The sequence below is a fragment of the Adlercreutzia rubneri genome, assembly GCF_009755265.1.
GTDB lineage: Bacteria > Actinomycetota > Coriobacteriia > Coriobacteriales > Eggerthellaceae > Adlercreutzia > Adlercreutzia rubneri.
Genome location: NZ_WPOO01000009.1, coordinates 80,920 through 100,075 on the forward strand (window position 1 = coordinate 80,920; position 19,156 = coordinate 100,075).

Consider the following 19,156-nt stretch of genomic DNA (forward strand, 5'->3'; position numbering starts at 1 on the left):
CACGGCCGTTGCCCAGCGCCCCCGAAGCTGTCGATGAGCCCACGAATTTGTAACGAAAGAGAAACGTGGAAGGCTTACGAGAAATCGAACATGGCGGTGGAAAGGTAGCGCTCGCCCGTGTCGGGCAGGATGACGACGATGTTCTTGCCCACGTTTTCGGGTCGGCGCGCCAACTTCGCCGCCGCCGCCACGGCCGCGCCCGAGGAGATGCCCACGAGCAGTCCGTCATGGGCAGCCAGCTCGCGCCCGGCCTCGAAGGCCTCCTCGTCTTCGATGGCGATGACCTCGTCGTAGATAGCGGTGTCCAGCGTCTCGGGCACGAACCCGGCGCCGATGCCCTGAATCTTGTGGGCGCCGGCGCGGCCCTCGGAGAGCACGGGGGATCCGGCCGGTTCCACGGCCACCACCTGGATGGCCGGGTTCTGCGCCTTCAGATAGGCCCCGGTGCCCGAAAGCGTGCCGCCGGTGCCCACGCCGGCCACGAGGATGTCCACCGCGCCATCGGTGTCCTCCCAGATCTCCGGGCCGGTGGTGCGCTCGTGCACGGCCGGATTCGCCGGGTTGGAGAACTGCGAGGGAATGAACGAGTTCGGAATCTCCGCCGCCAGCCGCTCGGCCTCCTCGATGGCGCCCTTCATGCCCTTGGCGCCTTCGGTGAGCACCAGTTCCGCCCCAAAGGCGCGCATGAGGTTGCGCCGCTCCACGGACATGGTCTCGGGCATGACGATGATGATGCGGTTGCCCCGCACGGCGGCGATGGCAGAAAGGCCGATGCCGGTGTTGCCGGAGGTGGGCTCGATGATGACCGTCTCGTCGTCGAGGACCCCGGCCTCCACGGCGGCGTCGATCATCGATTGGGCGGCGCGGTCCTTCACCGAGCCGGTGGGGTTGAACGACTCCACCTTCCCGATGAGCGTGGCGGGCAGCTCGTGGGCGCGCTCGTAGTTGGTCAGCTCCACCAACGGCGTATGCCCGATCAGCTCGGTGATGTTCTTGTGGACGGTCATGGCAGGTCCTTTCTGGTTGAAACGCACCGCGGTGCGGGAGCGCGGGGAATTCTGATTCGCTCAGACAGTCCTCGCTGGTATCGAAGGCGCAGCGGGCATTACGTCTCCCCGCATCACCGCGCCTTCAATACCATCTGCGGAACTCGCTCGGTCAGAACACCCCGCGCTCCCTCAGCGCTCTCCCTTGGTCGAATTGGTGCGCTCGTAACGGGTGCTGCCCCCATCCTACTGGTTGCCTCCGCTTCGTCAACGCCCCGCGCCATAGCGGTTTCCGATGGCGACGCGGCCGAGAAAACCGTCACGAACCGCCAAGTTCCCCCTTCCATCGCCGCTCGGCGGCCGTATAATACCTAGCAGTTCCCTAGACTTGAATTCCAACCCGCCATAGGAGCTTCCCATGACCCTGCAGCAACTTCGCTACCTCATCGCCATCGCGAACCACGGCTCCATCTCGGCGGCGGCGCACACGCTGTACGTGTCCCAGTCGAGCCTGTCGGTGGCCGTGCGCGACATCGAGCGCGAAACCGGCGTCACCATCTTCGAGCGTTCCAACCGCGGCATCACACTCACGAGCGACGGCATCGAGCTATTGGGTTACGCGCGCCAAGTGGTGGAGCAGGCCGATCTCATGGAGCAGCGCTACTCCGGCCGCGGCGGCGAGGCGGCGCAAAAGCTCTCCATCACCTCCCAGCACTACGCGTTCGTCGTGGAGGCGTTCCTGGAACTGGCCGAGGAATACGAGGGCACCAGTTACAACTTCAGCCTGCGCGAGACCCGCACCTCCGAGGTCATCGAGGACGTGCGCGACTCCCGCAGCGATCTGGGCGTGCTGTACCTCTCCACGTTCAACGAGAGCGTCATCGGGCACGCCCTTTCCGACGCGAACCTCTCCTTCAACCTGCTGTTCACCGCCCAGCCCCACGTGTTCGTCAGCGACAAGCACCCCCTAGCCTCGCGCACCGAGGTGACCGTAGAGGATCTGGAGGACTACCCCCGCTACGCCTTCGAGCAGGGCGCGAACAACTCGTTCTTCTATTCCGAGGAACCCTTGGCCGAGCTGCCGCACAAGAAGTGCATCTCCGTGAGCGACCGCGGGACCTTGTCGAACTTGCTCGCCCATCATGACGGCTACACCATCTCCACCGGCGTGCTCTCCAGCGAGATGTACACCGGCATCGCCAGCGTGCCCCTGCAGACCAAGGAGCTCATGCGCGTGGGCTACATCGTTCACAACGAGCGGCAGCTGTCGCCTCTGGCCCAAAGCTACATCGAGAAGCTGAGCCTATTCGTGGAAGGCTACCAGATAGGCCTCGCGGGACTGTAGAGCACGCATCCCGTCCGTCGTCCCCGCGTATGCCGACCTAATCCTGGGGCCCCGTCTCGCGGCCATCGAGGCCGAGCAGATCGAAGAGCTCCTGACGCGTGTGGATGTCGAGCTTCTGGTAAATATGGCGCACGTGGGCCTTCGCGGTGCCGTTGGCGATAAGCAGCTCCCTCTCAATGATGCCCACCGTCTTGCGCTGGGCCAAAAGCAGCAGCACTTCCTCCTCACGCGCCGATAGCTTGTAAGTTCGCGCGATCTCGTCGCAACGATCCACCAGCTCCTGCTTGCGAATCATCGCCGCCGAGTCGGTGCCGCCGGACAGAAAGTTGGCACCCCAACGGCTCGACAAGTCACGCTCGGAGAGCAGCACCGCCGTGGCCAAGGCCACGGCCACTACCGCCAGCGCAGAAACCGCCACCTCGCCGCCGATTCCGAACGACTCGAGTGCCCCGACCCCCGCCGCGGTCACGCGGCCGAGCCACATGAAAATTTGGCGCACGCCCCGTTCGATGCCGAACAGCCAGATAGCGGAGACCCCATAGCGGTAACAGATATTGGCGCAGATCAGCATGATGAGGATAGACTGGGCTGTATAGGCGGCGGCCATACAGAAACCGGCCGCGTAATTCTGCGTACCGCCGAACACCGGCACCAGGAACAGCGCGGCCACGATGAGGGGCAGCGCGAACCGGTAGATAAGCGAGAAGTCGAAGCGGCCGCCTTGGAAAGAGACGCCGACGAACACGAGCACCGCCACGAGCACGGCCCCGGGCGCCGAATGGGGGCCGAAGACGCCCCCGTACATGCCGTTTTCCATGAGACCGTAACCAAAGGCGTAGGCCGCCATGAACAGCACCGCCTTCCACGGCACCGAGAAGCGCGTCCACGCCGTGGCCGGACGCTCTTGGGGAGGAAGATGGGCGAACCCACGCGAAGCCGCCCAGAACGAGAGCGGAGGCAAAAGCGCCGTCATGACAAACAACCACGGCAGCATGAAACCGCGGTAGACGTACAGCACCACTGCACCCGCGACGATGGAGGCCGAATAGTAGAGAGCGACCCGCAAAGGGTTCAAACAACCGTACAGCTCGCTCCATGTCAGGATCACGAGGGCGATGCCGAAACCGCCCGCCACCGCGGCGGCATAACCGGCCCATGCCGCCAACGACGCCACCCAGCAGCTGGCAAACATCAGCGTCGTCGACGCCACGAGCATCGCGGAGCCCAGCACGAAAGGCCACCGCTTGTCGAAGAAGGGGCCGATGCGCCGGGCAAGGAGGGTGCAGCCGAGGGCGGTGACCACCATCGTCCAGTCGAATAAGTCGCGCGCCGACACGGTAGCGGCAGGAAACACCACAAATGTTCCCACAAACACGATCTCGATCCAGGCACGGTACAACCCGAGACCGAGGAATACCACGGGAACGGCAGCCACCGACCGGGGCCTCCGAAAAAGCGGGGCCCGTTCTGCTGCGGCATCGGGCCGGGCACTCTCGGTCGGGGAAACGCAATCGGACGCCATGTCGCAACCTCCTTATAGGCGCAGTTTTACCAATGAATTTTTTCCAGCAATCCGAAAAAGTTGAAGGGGAAAGCGATAGATGATAGATTCGATTATAGAACAAGACCAGCCGTCCGCCCTTCCCCGACGAGCCCCAAATGCCCACTCTGCCCGAAATAGGGGGTTATATAAGGGGGTTATAAAAGGGTTGGGGAGACAGGTTACACAATTAGGCCCCCTAATTCCCGCAGCGGTCGATGCACACAAGCATTCGCACCCCTATGGTGGAGCTGTCGGCAGGAATGCTCAAGGCCGACACGGGAGCACCGAAGCGCGGTGCCCCTTCGATACACCAAGGAGGGAATTATGAGCACTATTTCTCGCAGGGACCTGTTCAAGTTCGGCGGCGTGGCCGCCGCGGGCGCCATGGGCGTGTCCATGCTCGGGGGCTGCGCACCCCAGCAGCCGGTAGCCGCCACCGGGGAGGCCGCAGCAGCAGCCGGGGACGGAACTCCGGCATTCTTCGTGAAGCCCGAGCCCATCACCGACATCGCCGACACCCGCGATTACGACGTCGTGGTCATCGGCGCCGGCGCTGCGGGCGTGCCCGCCGCCATCTCGGCCCATGAGGCCGGCGCGAAGGTGGCGCTGCTTCAGAAGGAGGCCACGGCGGTGTCCCAGGGCAACACCTGCGACTCCATCATCGTCGACCAGACGGCTCCCGGCGGCGTGGAGGCCGTGGTTTCTCTCATCAACGCCGACTGCTGCCACCTCTCCGACCGCGAGCAGGTGCGCCTGTGGGCCTACAACTCCGGCGAGGCTTTGAAGTGGCTGTGGAACATCGGCGAGCAGGCCGGCGCGCAGATGGTCGATTCCACGGCAAAGTGGACGAGCAACATCAGCAACATCAACGGCTACGACGTCACCTACTTCGCCTTCGACTTCGGCCCGAAGCCCTACAACACCGGCAACGGCATGCGCGACATCGCCGATTGGGCCGAGCAGCAGGGCGTCGAGATTTTCTACTCCACCCCGGCCGCCCAGCTCGTGCAGGACGAGTCCGGCGCCGTGACCGGCGTCATCGCCGAGGGCGCCGACGGTTACATCCAGTTCAATGCCGCCAAGGGCGTCATCGTGGCCACGGGCGACTACGAGAACGACGACGAGATGATGGCCTACTACGAGCCGGCCATGGCCAACATCTACCGCAAGGAGCAGAACAAGACCGGCGACGGCCAGAAGATGATGGTGTGGGCGGGCGCTTGCATGGAGGACGCCTGCGGCTCCAAGGTGCAGCACGACTTCGACGCCGGCCCGGGCTCCATGGCCGACATGCCGTTCTTGGCCGTGAAGAACGACGGCTCGCGCTTCTGCAACGAGGCCGCCTGCGAGATGGCCGTCATGGGCAACTTCCTGCGCAGCGAGGCCGACCAGGGTTGGTACAGCCAGATCTTCGACAGCAACTACATGGCCGACACCGAGGGCTGGCCGGGAGTGGCCCTGCCGCCCGAGGCCATGGCGAGCTACATGCCCGAGGTCGAGGGCGAGAAGACCGGCGTCTACGAGAGCCTCATCAACACCTTCTCTGCCGATACCCTGGAAGAGCTCGGCCAGAAGCTCGGCCTGACCGACGTCGACGCCTTCGTGAAGACCGTCGAGCGCTACAACGAGCTGGCCGAGAAGGGCATCGATGAGGACATGGGCAAGCCGGCCCAGTTCCTGAAGGCCATCAAGCAGCCTCCCTTCTACGGCATCCACCGCCACATCGGCCTGTCCACTATCATTCACGGCGTGAACGTGAACAAGGACATGCAGGTGCTGAACGCCGAAGGCGCACCCATCGAGGGCCTGTACGCCATCGGCAACTGCGCCGGCAACTTCTTCGGCAGCCCCGACTACCCCATGACGGTGCCCGGCCTCTCCCTCGGCCGCTGCCACACCCAAGGCTACGTCGTCGGCCGCGCTGTGGCCAGCAAGTAGGCCGCCTCTCGCAGCAACGGTGCGGGCCCCCTCCCGACTTTCCGCACCCTCCCAGCATCACCCTCCCAAGTGCACGGGGCGCCATCGAGCGCCCCGTCGCTTTTCGACCACTCTTTGGCCCGAAGGACTCCGTTAGTTCCAAAAACGGGAGTCCGACACCCGAGCACGGCCAGTCGGAGCCAAAAAACGAGAGTTTGGCATCCACGCCAATCTCCTTTGCGGGAAGACTTTCCGCAAGCATCCTTCCGCAAAACGCTACAGAGCCCGTGCAATGGTGCCGCCGCCGAGGACGATGTCGCCCTCGTAGAGGACGGCGGCCTGTCCTGGGGCAGCGGCGCGCTGGGGCTCGTCGAAGGCGACGGTCAGCTCGTCAACACCAGTCTGCTCGGCCACCGCCGGCACCGGGCGCTGGCGGTAGTGAGTCTTCACCAGCACCTCGCGCGGACCTTGCCAAACGTCGCCGCTGATGAAGTTCACATCGCTAGCCACTACCCCCACGCTGAGCAGCTCGTCTTTAAAGCCAACAATGAGCCGATTGGCGAACGCATCCTTCCCCAGCACGTACAACGGTTCGCGCGCCGCTACGCCGATGCCCTTGCGCTGCCCGATGGTGTAGCGGATGAGCCCCGCGTGCTCCCCGAGCACGCGCCCTTCCCGATCCACGATCTCCCCCGGATTGAAAGCAGTGTCCGCGCCACAGCGGCCCTCGATGAACCTCGCATAGTCGCCGTCGGGCACGAAGCAGATGTCCTGGCTCTCGGGCTTCGCCGCCGTGACGAGGCCGCGGGCACGGGCCAGCTCGCGCACCTCGCCTTTGGTCAGCTCGCCCAGGGGAAACAGCATGTGGGCGAGTGTGTCCTGGGTAAGGTGGTACAGCACGTAGCTTTGGTCCTTGACGGGGTCGCATGCCCGCAGAAGCTGCCAGCGTCCCGTGGCCGCATCCCACCGGCGCCGGGCGTAGTGCCCCGTGGCCACGTAGTCGAGCCCCAGCTCGCGGCGGCGCTGCTGGAGAGACTCGAACTTCAAGAACCGATTGCAGGCGATGCAAGGGTTGGGCGTGCGGCCCTCGAGATAGGCGTCGCAGAAGGGGCGTACCACCGCCGCATCGAAGCGATCGCGCAGGTCGAAGGCATCGTGGGGGATGCCGAGGCGCTGGCATACCTCCCGCGCGTCTTCCACATCGCGCGACGACCCGCAGGTCGATTCCTGGTCGTCCCGCAGCACCATCGTCGCGCCGCGCACGGCATAGCCCGCTTCCTGCAACAGCAGCGCGCACACGGAGCTATCGACGCCCCCCGACATCGCCGCCATCACGCCGGACGTCCCGAGCGCCACAGCCATCTCCCTGTCATCTTCGAAAGTCATGGGGCGCATCATAACACAGCACGCCGAAACGCCAATCATCCTTCGCTATGGGCAACCTCTTATCCTGACGATGGCCCACAGCAGCTCTCTTGGCTCCCTCTCCCCGTTTTTCCCTGTTTCTTCGCCTCTCGAAAGGCACGAGCGAATTCCTCACACGCACGTCGAAGCCATCGTGCTAAGCTGAAAGCATGCAGGGGTACCGCTCGGCGGCACGCGAAGCCGTCCCGTGGTTGAGAGGGCGCAGGCGCCCAACCCTTCGAACCTGTCAGCTAACACTGTCGTAGGGAGCATGCTCGCCAAGCACAAGGGGCGCTTCCTGCGGGGAGCGCCTTTTTTGGCGCGGCCCGCAGGACAACGCTCCGGCTTCCGGAAAGGAACCGCCATGTCCGAACATTCCACTACCACCGCCTCCCCCACCCGCACTGAAGCGGAACTGCGGACGCTCATGGCCCGCGCCGTGCGCGAGGTGCGCGAGACGAACCCGCTCGCGCCTTCTATCACCAACACCGTGACCCAGAGCTTCGTCGCCAACGCCCAGTTGGCCGTCGGCGGCTCGGCGGCCATGGTGTATTTGCCCGACGAGGGCGAGTGCGTCGCCGCCCTGGGAGGGGCCGTCTACATCAACCTGGGCACGCTCATGCCCGTCTACGAGCAGACGGTTCCCGCCACGGCGCGCGCCTGCGCGGCCGCGGCCACGCCCTGGGTGCTCGACCCGGTGGGCGTGGGCATCGGCAGCCTGCGCACTCGGCTCATCGAGGCCGTGCGCGAGAATCCGCCGACCATTTTGCGCGGCAACGCCTCGGAGATCATCGCCGTGGCCGACCTGTGGGGGCTTGGCGGCAACTCGGTCGATGGCGCTTCCGGCGACGGCCCCCGCGGCGTCGATAGCACTGATTCCGTGGATGCCGCCGAGCGCGCCGCCGTGGCGTGCGCCCGCTTCACGGGAGGCGCGGTAGCCGTTTCCGGCGCTACCGACCTTGTCACTGACGGCGTGCAGGTGGCGCGGCTCTCCGGCGGCTCGTCCCTCATGACCTGCATCACCGGCTCTGGCTGCTCGCTGGGCGGCGTATGCGCCGTTTACGCCTGCGTGGCCGATCCCTTCGTGGCAGCGCTCACCGCAACGGCCGCCTACAACCTGGCCGGCCTGCGCGCAGCCGAAACCTGCGACGGTCCGGGCAGCTTCCAAGTCGCCTTCCTCAATGCCCTCTACAACCTCACCACCGAAGAAGTGACTGAGGCGCCTCTGGCACTCACCAGCACATCAGCCGCGTAATCCCATAGCGATAGCCCGCAAACCTCGAAGCCGCATTTGCAACCAAAGAGAAAGGCCGCCCTATGAACACCCTTGTTGCCGTTGCCATCGCGCCCTTCGGCGTGGGAGACGAGCTCGCGCCCTATGTGGCCGAGGCCATCCGCGTCATCCGCGACTCCGGCCTGTCCCACCGCACCACCTCCATGTTCACCGAGATCGAGGGCGACTGGGACGAGGTCATGGCCGTCGTACGCGACGCGACCATGGCCCTCGCCGACCAGGGCATCCGCACCGAGGTGGTCCTGAAGGCCGACATCCGGCCGGGGCACACCGACACCCTGCACACCAAGGTCGAGAAGGTGGAAGAGCTGCTGGCCGAGTAGGGGTTCGTCCACATCTTTCCATCATCTACATGGAGCCTCTTGCGCTTTCGCGTCGACCCGCTATGATGCTGCCCGACATACGACACGAAGCGAAAGAGGTTCCATGCTCCGCAAGATCATTCACATTGACGAGGACAAATGCATCGGCTGCGGCCTGTGCGTCGACGCATGCCACGAGGGTGCCATCGCCATGGTCGACGGCAAGGCGCGCCTTATGCGCGACGACTACTGCGACGGGCTGGGCGACTGCCTGCCGGCCTGCCCTACCGACGCCATCTCCTTCGTCGAGCGGGAAGCCGCTCCCTACGACGAGGCTGCCGTGGCGGCACACCTGGCCGCCCGCAACGGCGGCGCGACGGCTTGCAGCGTTCCGGCCGCGGCCGAGCACCGCAGCGGCTGTCCCGGCTCGGCCGCCCGCACCCTCATCGACGACGCTCCGAAGCCGGCGCCGTCGCCTGCGCACCAGGGCGGATGCCCCGGTTCCCGCAGCCGCTCCCTGAACGGAGCCCCGGCACCAGCCGTTCCTGTACCGGCTGCTCGCACCGCCGCTCCGGCCGCTACCGGCGCCACCGACGCGCTTTCCGCCGTGGCCGCCGCTCTGCCGAACCGCTTGGCTCAGTGGCCGTGCCAGATCAAACTCGTACCGGTGCAGGCCCCCTACTACCAGGGCCGCGGGCTGCTTATCGCCGCCGACTGCACCGCGTTTGCCTGCGCCAGCTTCCACGAGCGCTTCATGAGCGGCAACGTCACCATCATCGGCTGCCCCAAGCTGGACGAGGGCTCCTACACCGACAAGCTCGCCGCCATCATCGCCGCCAACGACATCACCTCGGTCACCGTCGCCCGCATGGAGGTGCCCTGCTGCGGCGGCCTCGAGCGCGCCGCCGCCGAGGCCTGCGCCCAGTCGGGCAAGGACATCCCCTTCGAAGTGGTCACCTTCGCCGTCAACGGCGACGTCATCGGCTAGAAACAACCGACGCGCACTTGATTGAATGCGCCTCCTAGTTCATCGAGGATGACCAGGTCAGCCCAGCTCGACCATAACCGCCTCCGAGACGATCCCGGCTACCTCCGGGATCGTCTCTTCTTCCAAGGAAGAGAAGCTCATCACGAAGGCGGGACGGCGCCGACCCCTCCCCTCGCTGCACCCAGACCGCACCTCGTCGCATACCCTTCGGGCACCCTCGACTTCGCGAGCCTCGCACCGGCAGCCTACCGTTTCGTTCGAGCTGCGCCCAGGAGCTCCCGCCTCGCAACCCGTGAACCGATAACGGCCCAAAGGCGCCAGGCGCACGCCCCGAATCGCAGCGCGCCGGGCCACGCGCTCCTCGAAAGTCGCACTATCTCTCTCGTCTCCTTCGACACTCCTAACCTCCATGAGAAAGTGCAGCCCGGCACCCGCATTGGCAAAGTGCAAATGATCGCCGGCCGAAGACGCCGCTAGTACGTCAATCAGCGCGCTCAGCCGCCGCCGGTAACGCGTCCGCTGGCGATTGACATGGCGCTCGTAGTCCCCCGACTCCATGAACCGCGCCAACGTCAGCTGCTCCAATGCACCCACCGTGCAGGCGTAAAAGCCAAGTCGGTCGCGGAACCGTTCGGCCAGCGCCTCGGGCAGCACCATGTAGCCAATGCGGAAAGCACCCCCGAGCGTCTTCGAGAACGTGTTCGCGTAAATGACCCGCCCAGCCCCATCGAGGGCCGCGAGTGGAGGTACGGGACGCCCCGCCATGCGGAACTCGCAGTCGAAGTCATCTTCGATGAGGTAGCGCGACTGGGCACTGGAAGCTTTCACGCTCCGACCGCGAATCTCCCTAGCCGCTGCACCGTCCTCGGGCGCGGCAACCCCACTCTGGGCCCATTCCAACAACGAGCGCCGGCGCGACACCGGCACCGTGATACCGGTGGGAAACTGGTGCGACGGCGTGCAGTGCAGCACGTCGATGCGGGCACGCTCGAGCGCCTCCAAGACCGGCCCTTCCCCATCGAGAGCGATCGGCCGCACCGCCACGTCGTTCGACTCGTAGATGCGCGTAAGCCGCGGATAGCCGGGGTCTTCCACGCCGTACGCCAGATTACGACCGAGCAGCTGCACGAGCAGGCCATAAAGCGACTGGGCACCGGAACCGATCACGATCTGGTCGGGATGCACCTCCATGCCGCGAAAGCCCCGCAGATGCGCCGCGATGGCCGCCCGCAACCGAGGCGATCCCTGAGGCCCCGACGCCTCCAGCACCGTGCGCTCGCTCTCGTCGGCCAACACGCGCCGCAGCGTCCGTGCCCACGCCGCGTAGGGAAACACCCCTTCCGGCGCCATCGCCCCCGTGAAATCGGCGAGCCATTTGCGTCCGGCGCCTGGAGAAACCCCAGCCAAACCCTCTTCGCTGTGGGCTATGCAAAAAGGGGCGCCTTTTCTGGCAAGTTTTTCGAGCTTTTCGACGCCATCATTCCCAGAAATCCTCGCTTCGGGCCTGCAAGACGCGCTTTTGGCCCCAGAACTATCCCCAAGAGGGACTTTTACCTCTACGGATGTCGAAATCCTCGAAAAACTTGTCAGATTCGGCCCGATTTCCTGAACATAGAAACCGCTGCGGGGCACGGCGCGCACATAGCCCTCGGCCACGAGCTGATCGTAGGCCCCCTCTACAGTGACGACGCTCACTCCCAAATGCTTCGCGAACGCCCGCTTGGAGGGCAAACGATCACCGGCTCCAAGAGCGCCGGACTCGATATCGAGCCGCAATGCCCGGTAAAGCTGCTCGTACAGGCTCTCCCTCGCTGTGCGGTTGAGCGCGTAGGTGAGCATCACCTCCCTCCCTTCTTTGCACTGTGCGCTTTCGTGCCAGCCGCCATCCCGCCACTGCCCCATTTCGCGTGAGGGTTCTCCGACGCGCTGCATATCTGACCTTATTAAAACTTTGGGAATTGAATATAACACTAAGGCCAGTTATCCCTTACCCTTTCGCCCATATTATTCGCGAAAGGAAGGAACCCTCATGCCCCAAACCATCCCCGCCCCCACCGCTTCCGCCGAGCGCGTAGCCCTCAACCGCCAGCTCGCCCAAATGCTGAAAGGCGGCGTCATCATGGACGTCACCACCCCCGAGCAGGCCCGCATCGCCGAGGCCGCCGGAGCCGCGGCCGTTATGGCGCTCGAGCGCATCCCCGCCGACATCCGCGCGGCCGGCGGCGTGTCCCGCATGAGCGACCCGGCCATGATCAAGGGCATCCAGGCGGCCGTTTCCATCCCCGTCATGGCGAAATGCCGCATCGGGCACTTCGCCGAGGCACAGATCCTCCAGGCCATCGACATCGACTACATCGACGAATCCGAAGTGCTCTCGCCGGCCGACGACACCTACCACATCGACAAGACCGTCTTCGCCGTCCCCTTCGTCTGCGGCGCCCGCGACCTCGGCGAGGCCCTGCGCCGCATTGCCGAGGGCGCCACGATGATCCGCACCAAGGGCGAGCCGGGCACCGGCGACGTCGTGCAGGCCGTGCGCCACATGCGCCGGATGAACGCTGAAATCCGCCGCATCCAGAACCTGCGCGACGATGAGCTGTTCGAAGCGGCGAAGGAGCTGCAAGTGCCGGTGGAGCTGCTGCGCGAGGTGCACGAGGCCGGCAAGCTGCCCGTCGTGAACTTTGCCGCCGGCGGCATCGCCACCCCGGCCGACGCGGCCCTTATGATGCAGCTGGGCGCCGAGGGCGTCTTCGTGGGCAGCGGTATCTTCAAGTCGGGCGACCCGGCCCGACGCGCCGAGGCCATCGTAAAGGCCACCACGAACTTCAACGATCCTGAGATGCTCGCCGCCTTGTCCGAAGACCTCGGCGAAGCCATGGTGGGCATCAACGAGCAGGAGATCCAGATCATCATGGAAGAGCGGGGGCAGTAGAACCCATGTCCCCAACCATCGCCGTTCTCGCCCTGCAAGGCGCTTTCATCGAGCACGAGCAGCGCCTGCAATCCCTCGGCTGCACCACCATCGAGCTACGCCAGGCCGCCGACCTCGCCCGTCCCTTCGACGGCCTGGTGCTCCCCGGCGGCGAGTCCACCGTACAGGCGAAGCTGCTGCATGACCTGGGAATGTTCGAACCGCTGCGCCAACGCATCGCCGAGGGCCTCCCCACCCTCGGCACCTGCGCCGGCCTCATCCTTTTGGCCGACCATTTCCGCACCCTGCCCGTCACCGTGCGCCGCAACGCCTACGGCCGCCAACTCGGCAGCTTCCACGCCGAGGGTCGCTGGGAAGAAGGGGCGAAGGGGACAGAAGAAGCCGCGGGAGCAACCTGCGTCGCAGACGCGAAGGACTACTCGAGCAACAGCGCCACACTCGCTTCCGAGCCGGTTCCCCTCACCTTCATTCGCGCCCCGCGCATCGAAGCTACCGGCCCCGGCGTCGAGCCCCTCGTCACCCTGAACGACGCACCGGTAGCCGTGCGCCACCGCAACCAGATCGCCGCCGCCTTCCACCCCGAACTCGACGACGACAACCGCCTCTACGAAGCGCTCCTCGCGCCTTTGAAGCGCGCCTACTGAACCAACCGATAGACGGCGCCCGGGCCGCGCGACGGCCCCAGCCGTTCCACAAGAGACTTGTCCATCAGCCGATTGAGCGCGCGGCTGATCGTTGCCTTCGACTTACCCAATGCGTCCATAAGAATCCGCGAGCTCACCGGTGCGGGCGCCTCTTCCAAGAAGTCGACGATGTCGCACTCCACCGTACCCGGCGCCAGCACATGAATGGTATGGAAGCGACCTGTTTCGTCTGACCACTCCGTGACGGATCGCACGATCTTCCCGCCCGCAGCGCCCTCAGGCAGCCGAACGCCACCGCGCCCGCCACCCCCCGCGCGGCCGCCGAACCCGAACCCGAACCGCCCTGCCTCCGCGCCAGCGCCGGCCTTGTATAGCGCCACCTCGAAAGCGGTGATGTGGTCAATGGCTACCGGTTCCGGCATATTCACCTCGCGCAAGCTGGCCCGAATCTGGAAGTAACCCGTGCCCTTGTTCTCCACCACGCTGCCCACCTCGGCAAACCCCTCGGCATAGGGGGTGGCGCGCAGGATGTTGGCCAGTGCCTGGTTGCGCGGGAAGGAAACGCCAAGCTCGCCCAAACGGTCGACCGTCATAGCCCGGCACAAACCGCCTGGACTCAATATCTCAATGCGGTCGCCGTACATAGTCACCTGAACCTGAGAGGCGCACCCGTCCAGCGAGTAATCGCGGTGCATGAGCGCGTTGGCCACCGCCTCGCGCACGGCCGTCTCGGGATACTCGAGTCTATCGATGCGAAACGCCCCCTCCACCTTCGACGAGACGCGCACGTTGCGTCGCAGCGCCACCATCAGCTCCGATATCATCACGGGGATGGGCCCGACGATCTCGCGAGAATCGAGAAAACGCAGCCCCTCGGCGCTCACATCGGCCTTCGACGTCCCCGGGATCACCGTAAACGAAAGGCAGGCCCGCGGGAAATAACGCTGCGGAAAGCGCCCGAGCGCCATAAGTCCCGCCAATGTGGGTCGCACAATCCCCTCCCCGTCACGAGCCGTCACGCAGAGCGCCTCAAGCAGCTCCTCGTCGCTCATGCCCTTGAACGCTCGCGGCGAATCGGCACGCTGTCGGCGCATGAAGCCCTCCAGAAGCTCTTCGTCAAAGTCGCCCATCGCAGCCCCTTCGACCACTTCGCGATCGTATCGCGGCGGCCGACGCCCCTCCAGCAGGCGGTCCACCTCGTAGGGGCTCAGCCTCCGATCACCATCCCCCACACGCGCATAGGAGCCGTCATGCATTGCGCGCGACTTGACGAAGCAGGGCTTAAGCTCGGGCGGCAGCTCGGGCACCGTGGCCACCACCACGGGCGACCCTTCGAATTCAACGATCTCCACTGACGCCCGCACGGGCGGTTCCATCTTCTCGCCGCACATCTGGGCAAGCGCGTCGGCCACAGCGCGCGCCTTAAAGCCCGGAACAGCCTGGAAACCCGCGCGCTCCGCCAACCCCAGAACCACCACGCCGCCCGATGTGTTCGAAAACGCGCTCAGCGTTTCCGCCATACTTTTCGGAAGTCCTTGAGCGGCCGCTTTCACCTCTACCCGCTTCGTGTCGGTGCCAAGGCGCCGAGCGAGACCAATATAGCTCTCCAGATCGAAATCGTACACGCCCATAGCCCACCCCCGCAAGTAGTTTCAAGAAGTCTCATTAGTATGCAACAACTTGAAACTATTTGCAACAACGCTTGTATTTGTTGGTGCGCGCAAACCCAACATTGTGCAAGACCCCAGTTCAGAGAATTCAAATCACGATTTGACTGTAACATCTGCGGGACCGACATCACCGGCAACACCTCCGCCCATGCGAAAGAACACATGAAGGCCGGTGAAGGATCTGGGCATCATAGTGAAATCCGTCAGATAGTCACCGGCTACAACACGGTTAGCCATAAGAAAGAGGGACATTGGGAAACGAGGGTTGTCGGCGGTCGTTGGGAATAGACGTTAGGCAGGGGTCATTAAGGATGCGCTTGATATTGCTGTCAAGCCCTGATAGACGATTTGTCCGTTTATCAGCCACAGTTGCTTAGATGCCGGCAGAGCATGAAACAATTTCTGCCAGTAGGCGTCATTTCGCGATGCGCATCTTTTATATCCAATAGGCTGCATGGGTATCGCTAACCCACACAGCCTATTGGCGCCCAATCTCTCTAACGTACTTATCTGCGACTATTGAATCTTCTGCGACCGACATAGAGCAGCAAAGAAGCCAGTCCTATAGCAGAAGCGCAAAAGAGAATCAGAGCAATACGCACAGGCAAGCCTAAGCTGTCACTTGTTTCTGCCAAAAAGCCTAAAGAGCTAGCAGGCTTATCAGTATCAGTGACGGAGTTCGCGTTATCTGTCTGACCCGAATTGATTTCCTGGTTACCTCCTGATGCCTCAGGTGCATCCGAACCACCGTTATTCCCTTGGCCACCGTTCATGCTTCCGCTATTGCCCTGATTGGTTCCACCGTTGTCTCCGCCTCCCTGCTCGCCACCACCTGACGGATCGCGTCCGTCATCGGTTACGCTCACGGCAAGATTCAATCTCTCGCTGTATTCATCAAAAGGCATCCCCTCTTTATATGCGGCGATTCGATACTTCGTATCTCCCGTAACACTGATAGGTCCGGTGTAAACGCGTCGCGTCCCGTTTGCATCGCAGGGGCAGGTGTCGTCGGTGGTGTAGTAGATGGTCGCTCCTTCGGTGGTGGTTGTCAGGGTTAGCTTCGAACCTTTCGGTACCGTCACGCTGTTCTCTTTTGGAGCCAACGCATCGAACGTGTTCGTTCCGATGGTTGCGGTGGGCCGCACGGGTTGCGCTGCATCAGAAGTGGTGCGAATCGCCAGCTCCTTGGAAAGCGACGTGCCAGTTGCCGCAAGGGTGAGCGCCGTCATTCCGGGAAGGTCACCATAGAGCGAGAACGATGTCTTGCCCTCGGAATCCGTCATGCCAGTTGCGATGCCCTCGCCAGAAGCGTCCAAGGCGCTGATACCGTCGAGCGCCGCGATGCTGGGCGCATCCACCTGTGCCGTCACCGGCTGGTTCGCCACAGGGGTGCCGTCCGAATAGCGCACGTAGGCCACAACTTGGACAGGTTCAGGAGCATCGCTTTGCAAGACGACGGCATTCTCATAGTTCGCAACGAGCTGCGCCGGACGTTTCTCGACGGTGAGCGTCTTCGACCATGACCCGAACAGATCGCCCAACGAACACTCCGTATAGCTCTTCGCACCGTTCAGCTTCACCGAAACACTTGCTCCTTCGGACAAGGGTTCTTGCGGGTAGATGCGCAGGACCTTGGCAAGCGCTCCTCCTCCGTCGGCCTCGCTGGCGTCTTTCGAGTCGACCCATTCAAGACGGGCGCTCTCGCCATCCACGAGGGCGCTCGTTCCTGCTCCCTCATCGGCTTTCATGTATTGGCTGAATTCCAGCTCTATATATTCGGGGCAGGCATTCGCAGCTACAACGCTTGGCGCCTGCGTTGACTTCAAACCTACCTTCAGCCCGGTTCGGATGGGGAGCACCGAAAGCCAGTCCGTCCTTGCTACGTCATACCCTTCTTTGGCGACCCTCACCTGATAGAAGCCGGTTGGCGTATCCCATTGGAAGGCTCCGTCTGCGCCCGTGGTCAGCGTGCCCTCCTGCTCGTAGTCTTCGGCATTCCATTTCCGTGCATTGCGGCCGTTTGCATCGTCTGCAACATAGATGGTCGCCTTGGCACCTTCTACGGGATTACTATCCAGCGCCTCATATACGATGCCCGACGGGTCGATGATCACATTTGACCCGATGCCGTAGAACTTGTCCCAGTCGATGATGTTCCTGACATCGTCGCTGCCATTGTTCTTCTTAGGAACTTCCTTGCAAACGCTCTTCCTGTAAGCGGTTGCCTGCTCATAGGCGTTCTTTGCCTTGTCGAGGTAGTGCGCGCGCAGCAGGTGAATCGAGGTGGATCCTGCATCGATCGCCAACGAGGCCTTGCTCACCACGCCGCCAGCAGTGCTAGCCCCCTCCGTCACTACAGAGCTGCTCCCCATGGTTGCGACAAGGATGATCGTCGATCCCACCGTGTTCCAATAACCGGTCATTACATCGGTGTAGTTATGGTCGTCCTCGTTCTCCATGAGCTCTCGGTACTTCTCGGCCGCATCGCGTTCGGCGTAGAGCGCCTTGAGGCAGTTCTGGCATGCTCCATCGCAAGGGTTGCGCTTCTTGTAATAGAGAATCCATTGGTTTATGGATTCGATGTCGGCTTCAAGGACGCCTAAGGCATCCATGTTGTCTAACCATGAGTCCATGGCGAATCTCAACCCCACACCACTTCCGATGACGCCGACGCCGCCCAGAACCTGATTGACATTCGTGCACTTTGAGATTTCATTGGCCACCTCTTCTGTCTCCTTAGCCCACATCTGGCTCTTCGCCCAGGCTTTCACCATGGGCGTGATCCTCTCAGGCGGAACGTCCTTGAGGATGCGGCGCGCAAGCACGTTGTCGAGCACACTCTTTGCGCCCTCGTCGATCACGCCGCTCACCATGTCAATCCCCATACCAAAACCATCCAACCCGGCGGCTTTGAGTGCATCCACCTTGGCGGAGCGCATATGGTCATCTTTCTCCTTATGTTCTGAGAAATCGACCTTGTAGGTGTTCTGCTTCTTTGCGTTCGGATCCGTAGCTCCTTGGGGTGCGCTTTCCGTCACCAAGCACGAATAGCCCGTGTAGACGCCTTCCGTCTTGCCGTCAGCACTGTTCTTCTGCGAGTCGGTGACGTAGAGCTCGGCTTCGAGGTGGCCGTCTTCCAAGGTCTGGACTTGGACGCCCTTTGCGCTGTCGCCTTCGGAAACCTTGACGACGCCGCCTAGCTTGTCCTGAAGGCAGTTGTCCATCAGGGCCGACGGTGAGCCCGATGCGCTCACCTTGCCGATGCCCGCGCTCGTTCCCATGGCATCCAGGCTGTTTCGTATGGAGCGGTTCGTCAGCTTTCCGCACGCATAGTTGTTGTCTATGGACTCCTTCATCCTGTGGAAGAAATCCTTCACTTCCTTGATCGTTGCGGCATCCTGACCCGCATACCACCCATCTATCTCCGCATCAGTCGGAATCGAGTACTCGCCGATATCCGGGTCTTCTCCCGTGAAGTAGGGGTCGTCGATCGCAGCAATCCAGGTGTCGTCCGCATCTATGGGTGCACGGAGGCTGTCTAGGCTGATATCCGCGCGCTGCGCCTCAATCTCAGCCAGTGAAGCCTGCGCCTCCGCTTCGGTGAGCGTGCCTTCTTTGACACGCTGCTTTATCTCATTTTCGAACGCCTGTAAGGACGCATCTATTCCTTCGCAGGTTTTGCTCAGCTCGCTGCCGCTGGACGACGTGTCTCCGAACAGATTCTCCAAGTAGAGGTATCTGTCCTTGGCTTCCTGTTCGGCGCGCTTCTTGATGCGCTCCTTGAAGTCCTCGTCGTCCACGTTCGACGCATAGGCCAAGGCGAAGTTGTTGAACGTATAGGTCTGCGGGATGAAGAGCTCCTCGGCATCCAATTCGGAGATACTGAAAGACCCCGAGTCGGGATTGTCTGCCAGCAGCTGCAGATAAGTTTCGTCCACGTACTCGCCGACAAAGCGCGTATATTGCTCGTCGCTTGATTTCTTTGTAAGCGGGATGGCGACCGTCCTCGTATATTGTTTTCGCCACTTCTCGCGCAGTGGCCGCGCTCTTTACCTTCCTTTTCAAATATGGGATAAAGGGCGAGTAGAGGGCGGAGGGCGCAGAACGACCTCCTGGGATTTGGCCTTGGAC

Annotated in this window: 14 protein-coding genes, 1 pseudogene and 1 riboswitch; of the genes and pseudogenes, 8 read left to right on the plus strand and 7 right to left on the minus strand. The window is 63.2% G+C overall.

Annotation, left to right across the window (positions count from 1 at the left end):
- Positions 1-74 precede the first annotated feature (74 nt).
- Complete coding sequence (gene cysK / locus GO707_RS06790; protein ID WP_157012626.1) at positions 75-1,007, minus strand: cysteine synthase A; 933 nt, start codon at positions 1,005-1,007, stop codon at positions 75-77.
- Between the two features lie 397 nt (positions 1,008-1,404).
- On the opposite strand from cysK, the gene GO707_RS06795 reads away from it, so the two are divergent.
- Positions 1,405-2,331 (plus strand): LysR family transcriptional regulator, encoded by a 927-nt coding sequence (locus GO707_RS06795; protein WP_157012627.1) that lies wholly within the window; start codon positions 1,405-1,407, stop codon positions 2,329-2,331.
- A gap of 37 nt (positions 2,332-2,368) precedes the next feature.
- Here GO707_RS06795 and GO707_RS06800 read toward each other — a convergent pair whose 3' ends face one another.
- A complete protein-coding gene (locus GO707_RS06800) occupies positions 2,369-3,853 on the minus strand; it encodes a helix-turn-helix transcriptional regulator (protein WP_157012628.1) in 1,485 nt (494 codons plus the stop codon).
- A gap of 345 nt (positions 3,854-4,198) precedes the next feature.
- Between GO707_RS06800 and GO707_RS06805 the strand changes: the two genes are divergently transcribed.
- On the plus strand, positions 4,199-5,812 hold the full coding sequence (locus GO707_RS06805; protein ID WP_114539308.1) for an FAD-binding protein: 1,614 nt from the start codon (positions 4,199-4,201) through the stop codon (positions 5,810-5,812).
- 255 nt (positions 5,813-6,067) lie between these two features.
- Here the strand turns inward: GO707_RS06805 and mnmA are convergent, their stop codons facing one another.
- Positions 6,068-7,177: a tRNA 2-thiouridine(34) synthase MnmA gene (gene mnmA / locus GO707_RS06810; RefSeq protein WP_232325671.1), complete on the minus strand. Its 1,110-nt coding sequence runs from the start codon at positions 7,175-7,177 to the stop codon at positions 6,068-6,070.
- A gap of 182 nt (positions 7,178-7,359) precedes the next feature.
- Positions 7,360-7,481: riboswitch (TPP riboswitch) on the plus strand.
- Positions 7,482-7,559: 78 nt separating this feature from the next.
- Between mnmA and thiM the strand changes: the two genes are divergently transcribed.
- The 3 genes from thiM (at position 7,560) to GO707_RS06825 (ending at position 9,779) form a co-directional block, all read left to right on the plus strand.
- The gene (gene thiM / locus GO707_RS06815) at positions 7,560-8,450 is read left to right on the plus strand and encodes a hydroxyethylthiazole kinase (RefSeq protein WP_198161037.1); all 891 of its coding nucleotides are present in this window, start codon (positions 7,560-7,562) and stop codon (positions 8,448-8,450) included.
- 62 nt (positions 8,451-8,512) lie between these two features.
- Positions 8,513-8,812 carry an MTH1187 family thiamine-binding protein gene (locus tag GO707_RS06820; RefSeq protein WP_157012629.1) on the plus strand — a complete coding sequence of 100 codons (300 nt, stop codon included), beginning with the start codon at positions 8,513-8,515 and terminating at the stop codon, positions 8,810-8,812.
- 103 nt (positions 8,813-8,915) lie between these two features.
- On the plus strand, positions 8,916-9,779 hold the full coding sequence (locus GO707_RS06825) for an ATP-binding protein (protein ID WP_157012630.1): 864 nt from the start codon (positions 8,916-8,918) through the stop codon (positions 9,777-9,779).
- A 57-nt stretch (positions 9,780-9,836) separates the two neighbouring features.
- Here GO707_RS06825 and GO707_RS06830 read toward each other — a convergent pair whose 3' ends face one another.
- Positions 9,837-11,186, minus strand: coding sequence for an aminotransferase-like domain-containing protein (locus GO707_RS06830; protein ID WP_232325682.1), 1,350 nt, complete (start codon positions 11,184-11,186; stop codon positions 9,837-9,839).
- Positions 11,187-11,399: 213 nt separating this feature from the next.
- Positions 11,400-11,711: pseudogene (locus tag GO707_RS12335) on the minus strand (GntR family transcriptional regulator); the annotation flags it as partial.
- Between the two features lie 97 nt (positions 11,712-11,808).
- Between GO707_RS12335 and pdxS the strand changes: the two are divergent.
- Together pdxS and pdxT are read left to right on the plus strand one after the other, a co-directional pair.
- A complete protein-coding gene (gene pdxS / locus GO707_RS06835) occupies positions 11,809-12,711 on the plus strand; it encodes a pyridoxal 5'-phosphate synthase lyase subunit PdxS (RefSeq protein ID WP_157012632.1) in 903 nt (300 codons plus the stop codon).
- Between the two features lie 5 nt (positions 12,712-12,716).
- Positions 12,717-13,355: a pyridoxal 5'-phosphate synthase glutaminase subunit PdxT gene (pdxT, locus tag GO707_RS06840; protein ID WP_114539314.1), complete on the plus strand. Its 639-nt coding sequence runs from the start codon at positions 12,717-12,719 to the stop codon at positions 13,353-13,355.
- Here the strand turns inward: pdxT and GO707_RS06845 are convergent.
- A complete protein-coding gene (locus GO707_RS06845) occupies positions 13,349-14,986 on the minus strand; it encodes an ATP-binding protein (RefSeq protein WP_157012633.1) in 1,638 nt (545 codons plus the stop codon). The genes pdxT and GO707_RS06845 overlap by 7 nt on opposite strands.
- A 39-nt stretch (positions 14,987-15,025) precedes the next feature.
- Between GO707_RS06845 and GO707_RS06850 the strand changes: the two genes are divergently transcribed.
- A complete protein-coding gene (locus GO707_RS06850) occupies positions 15,026-15,313 on the plus strand; it encodes a hypothetical protein (protein ID WP_157012634.1) in 288 nt (95 codons plus the stop codon).
- Positions 15,314-15,531: 218 nt separating this feature from the next.
- Here the strand turns inward: GO707_RS06850 and GO707_RS12735 are convergent, their stop codons facing one another.
- Positions 15,532-18,963: a chitobiase/beta-hexosaminidase C-terminal domain-containing protein gene (locus GO707_RS12735; RefSeq protein ID WP_157012635.1), complete on the minus strand. Its 3,432-nt coding sequence runs from the start codon at positions 18,961-18,963 to the stop codon at positions 15,532-15,534.
- Between the last annotated feature and the right edge of the window lie 193 nt (positions 18,964-19,156).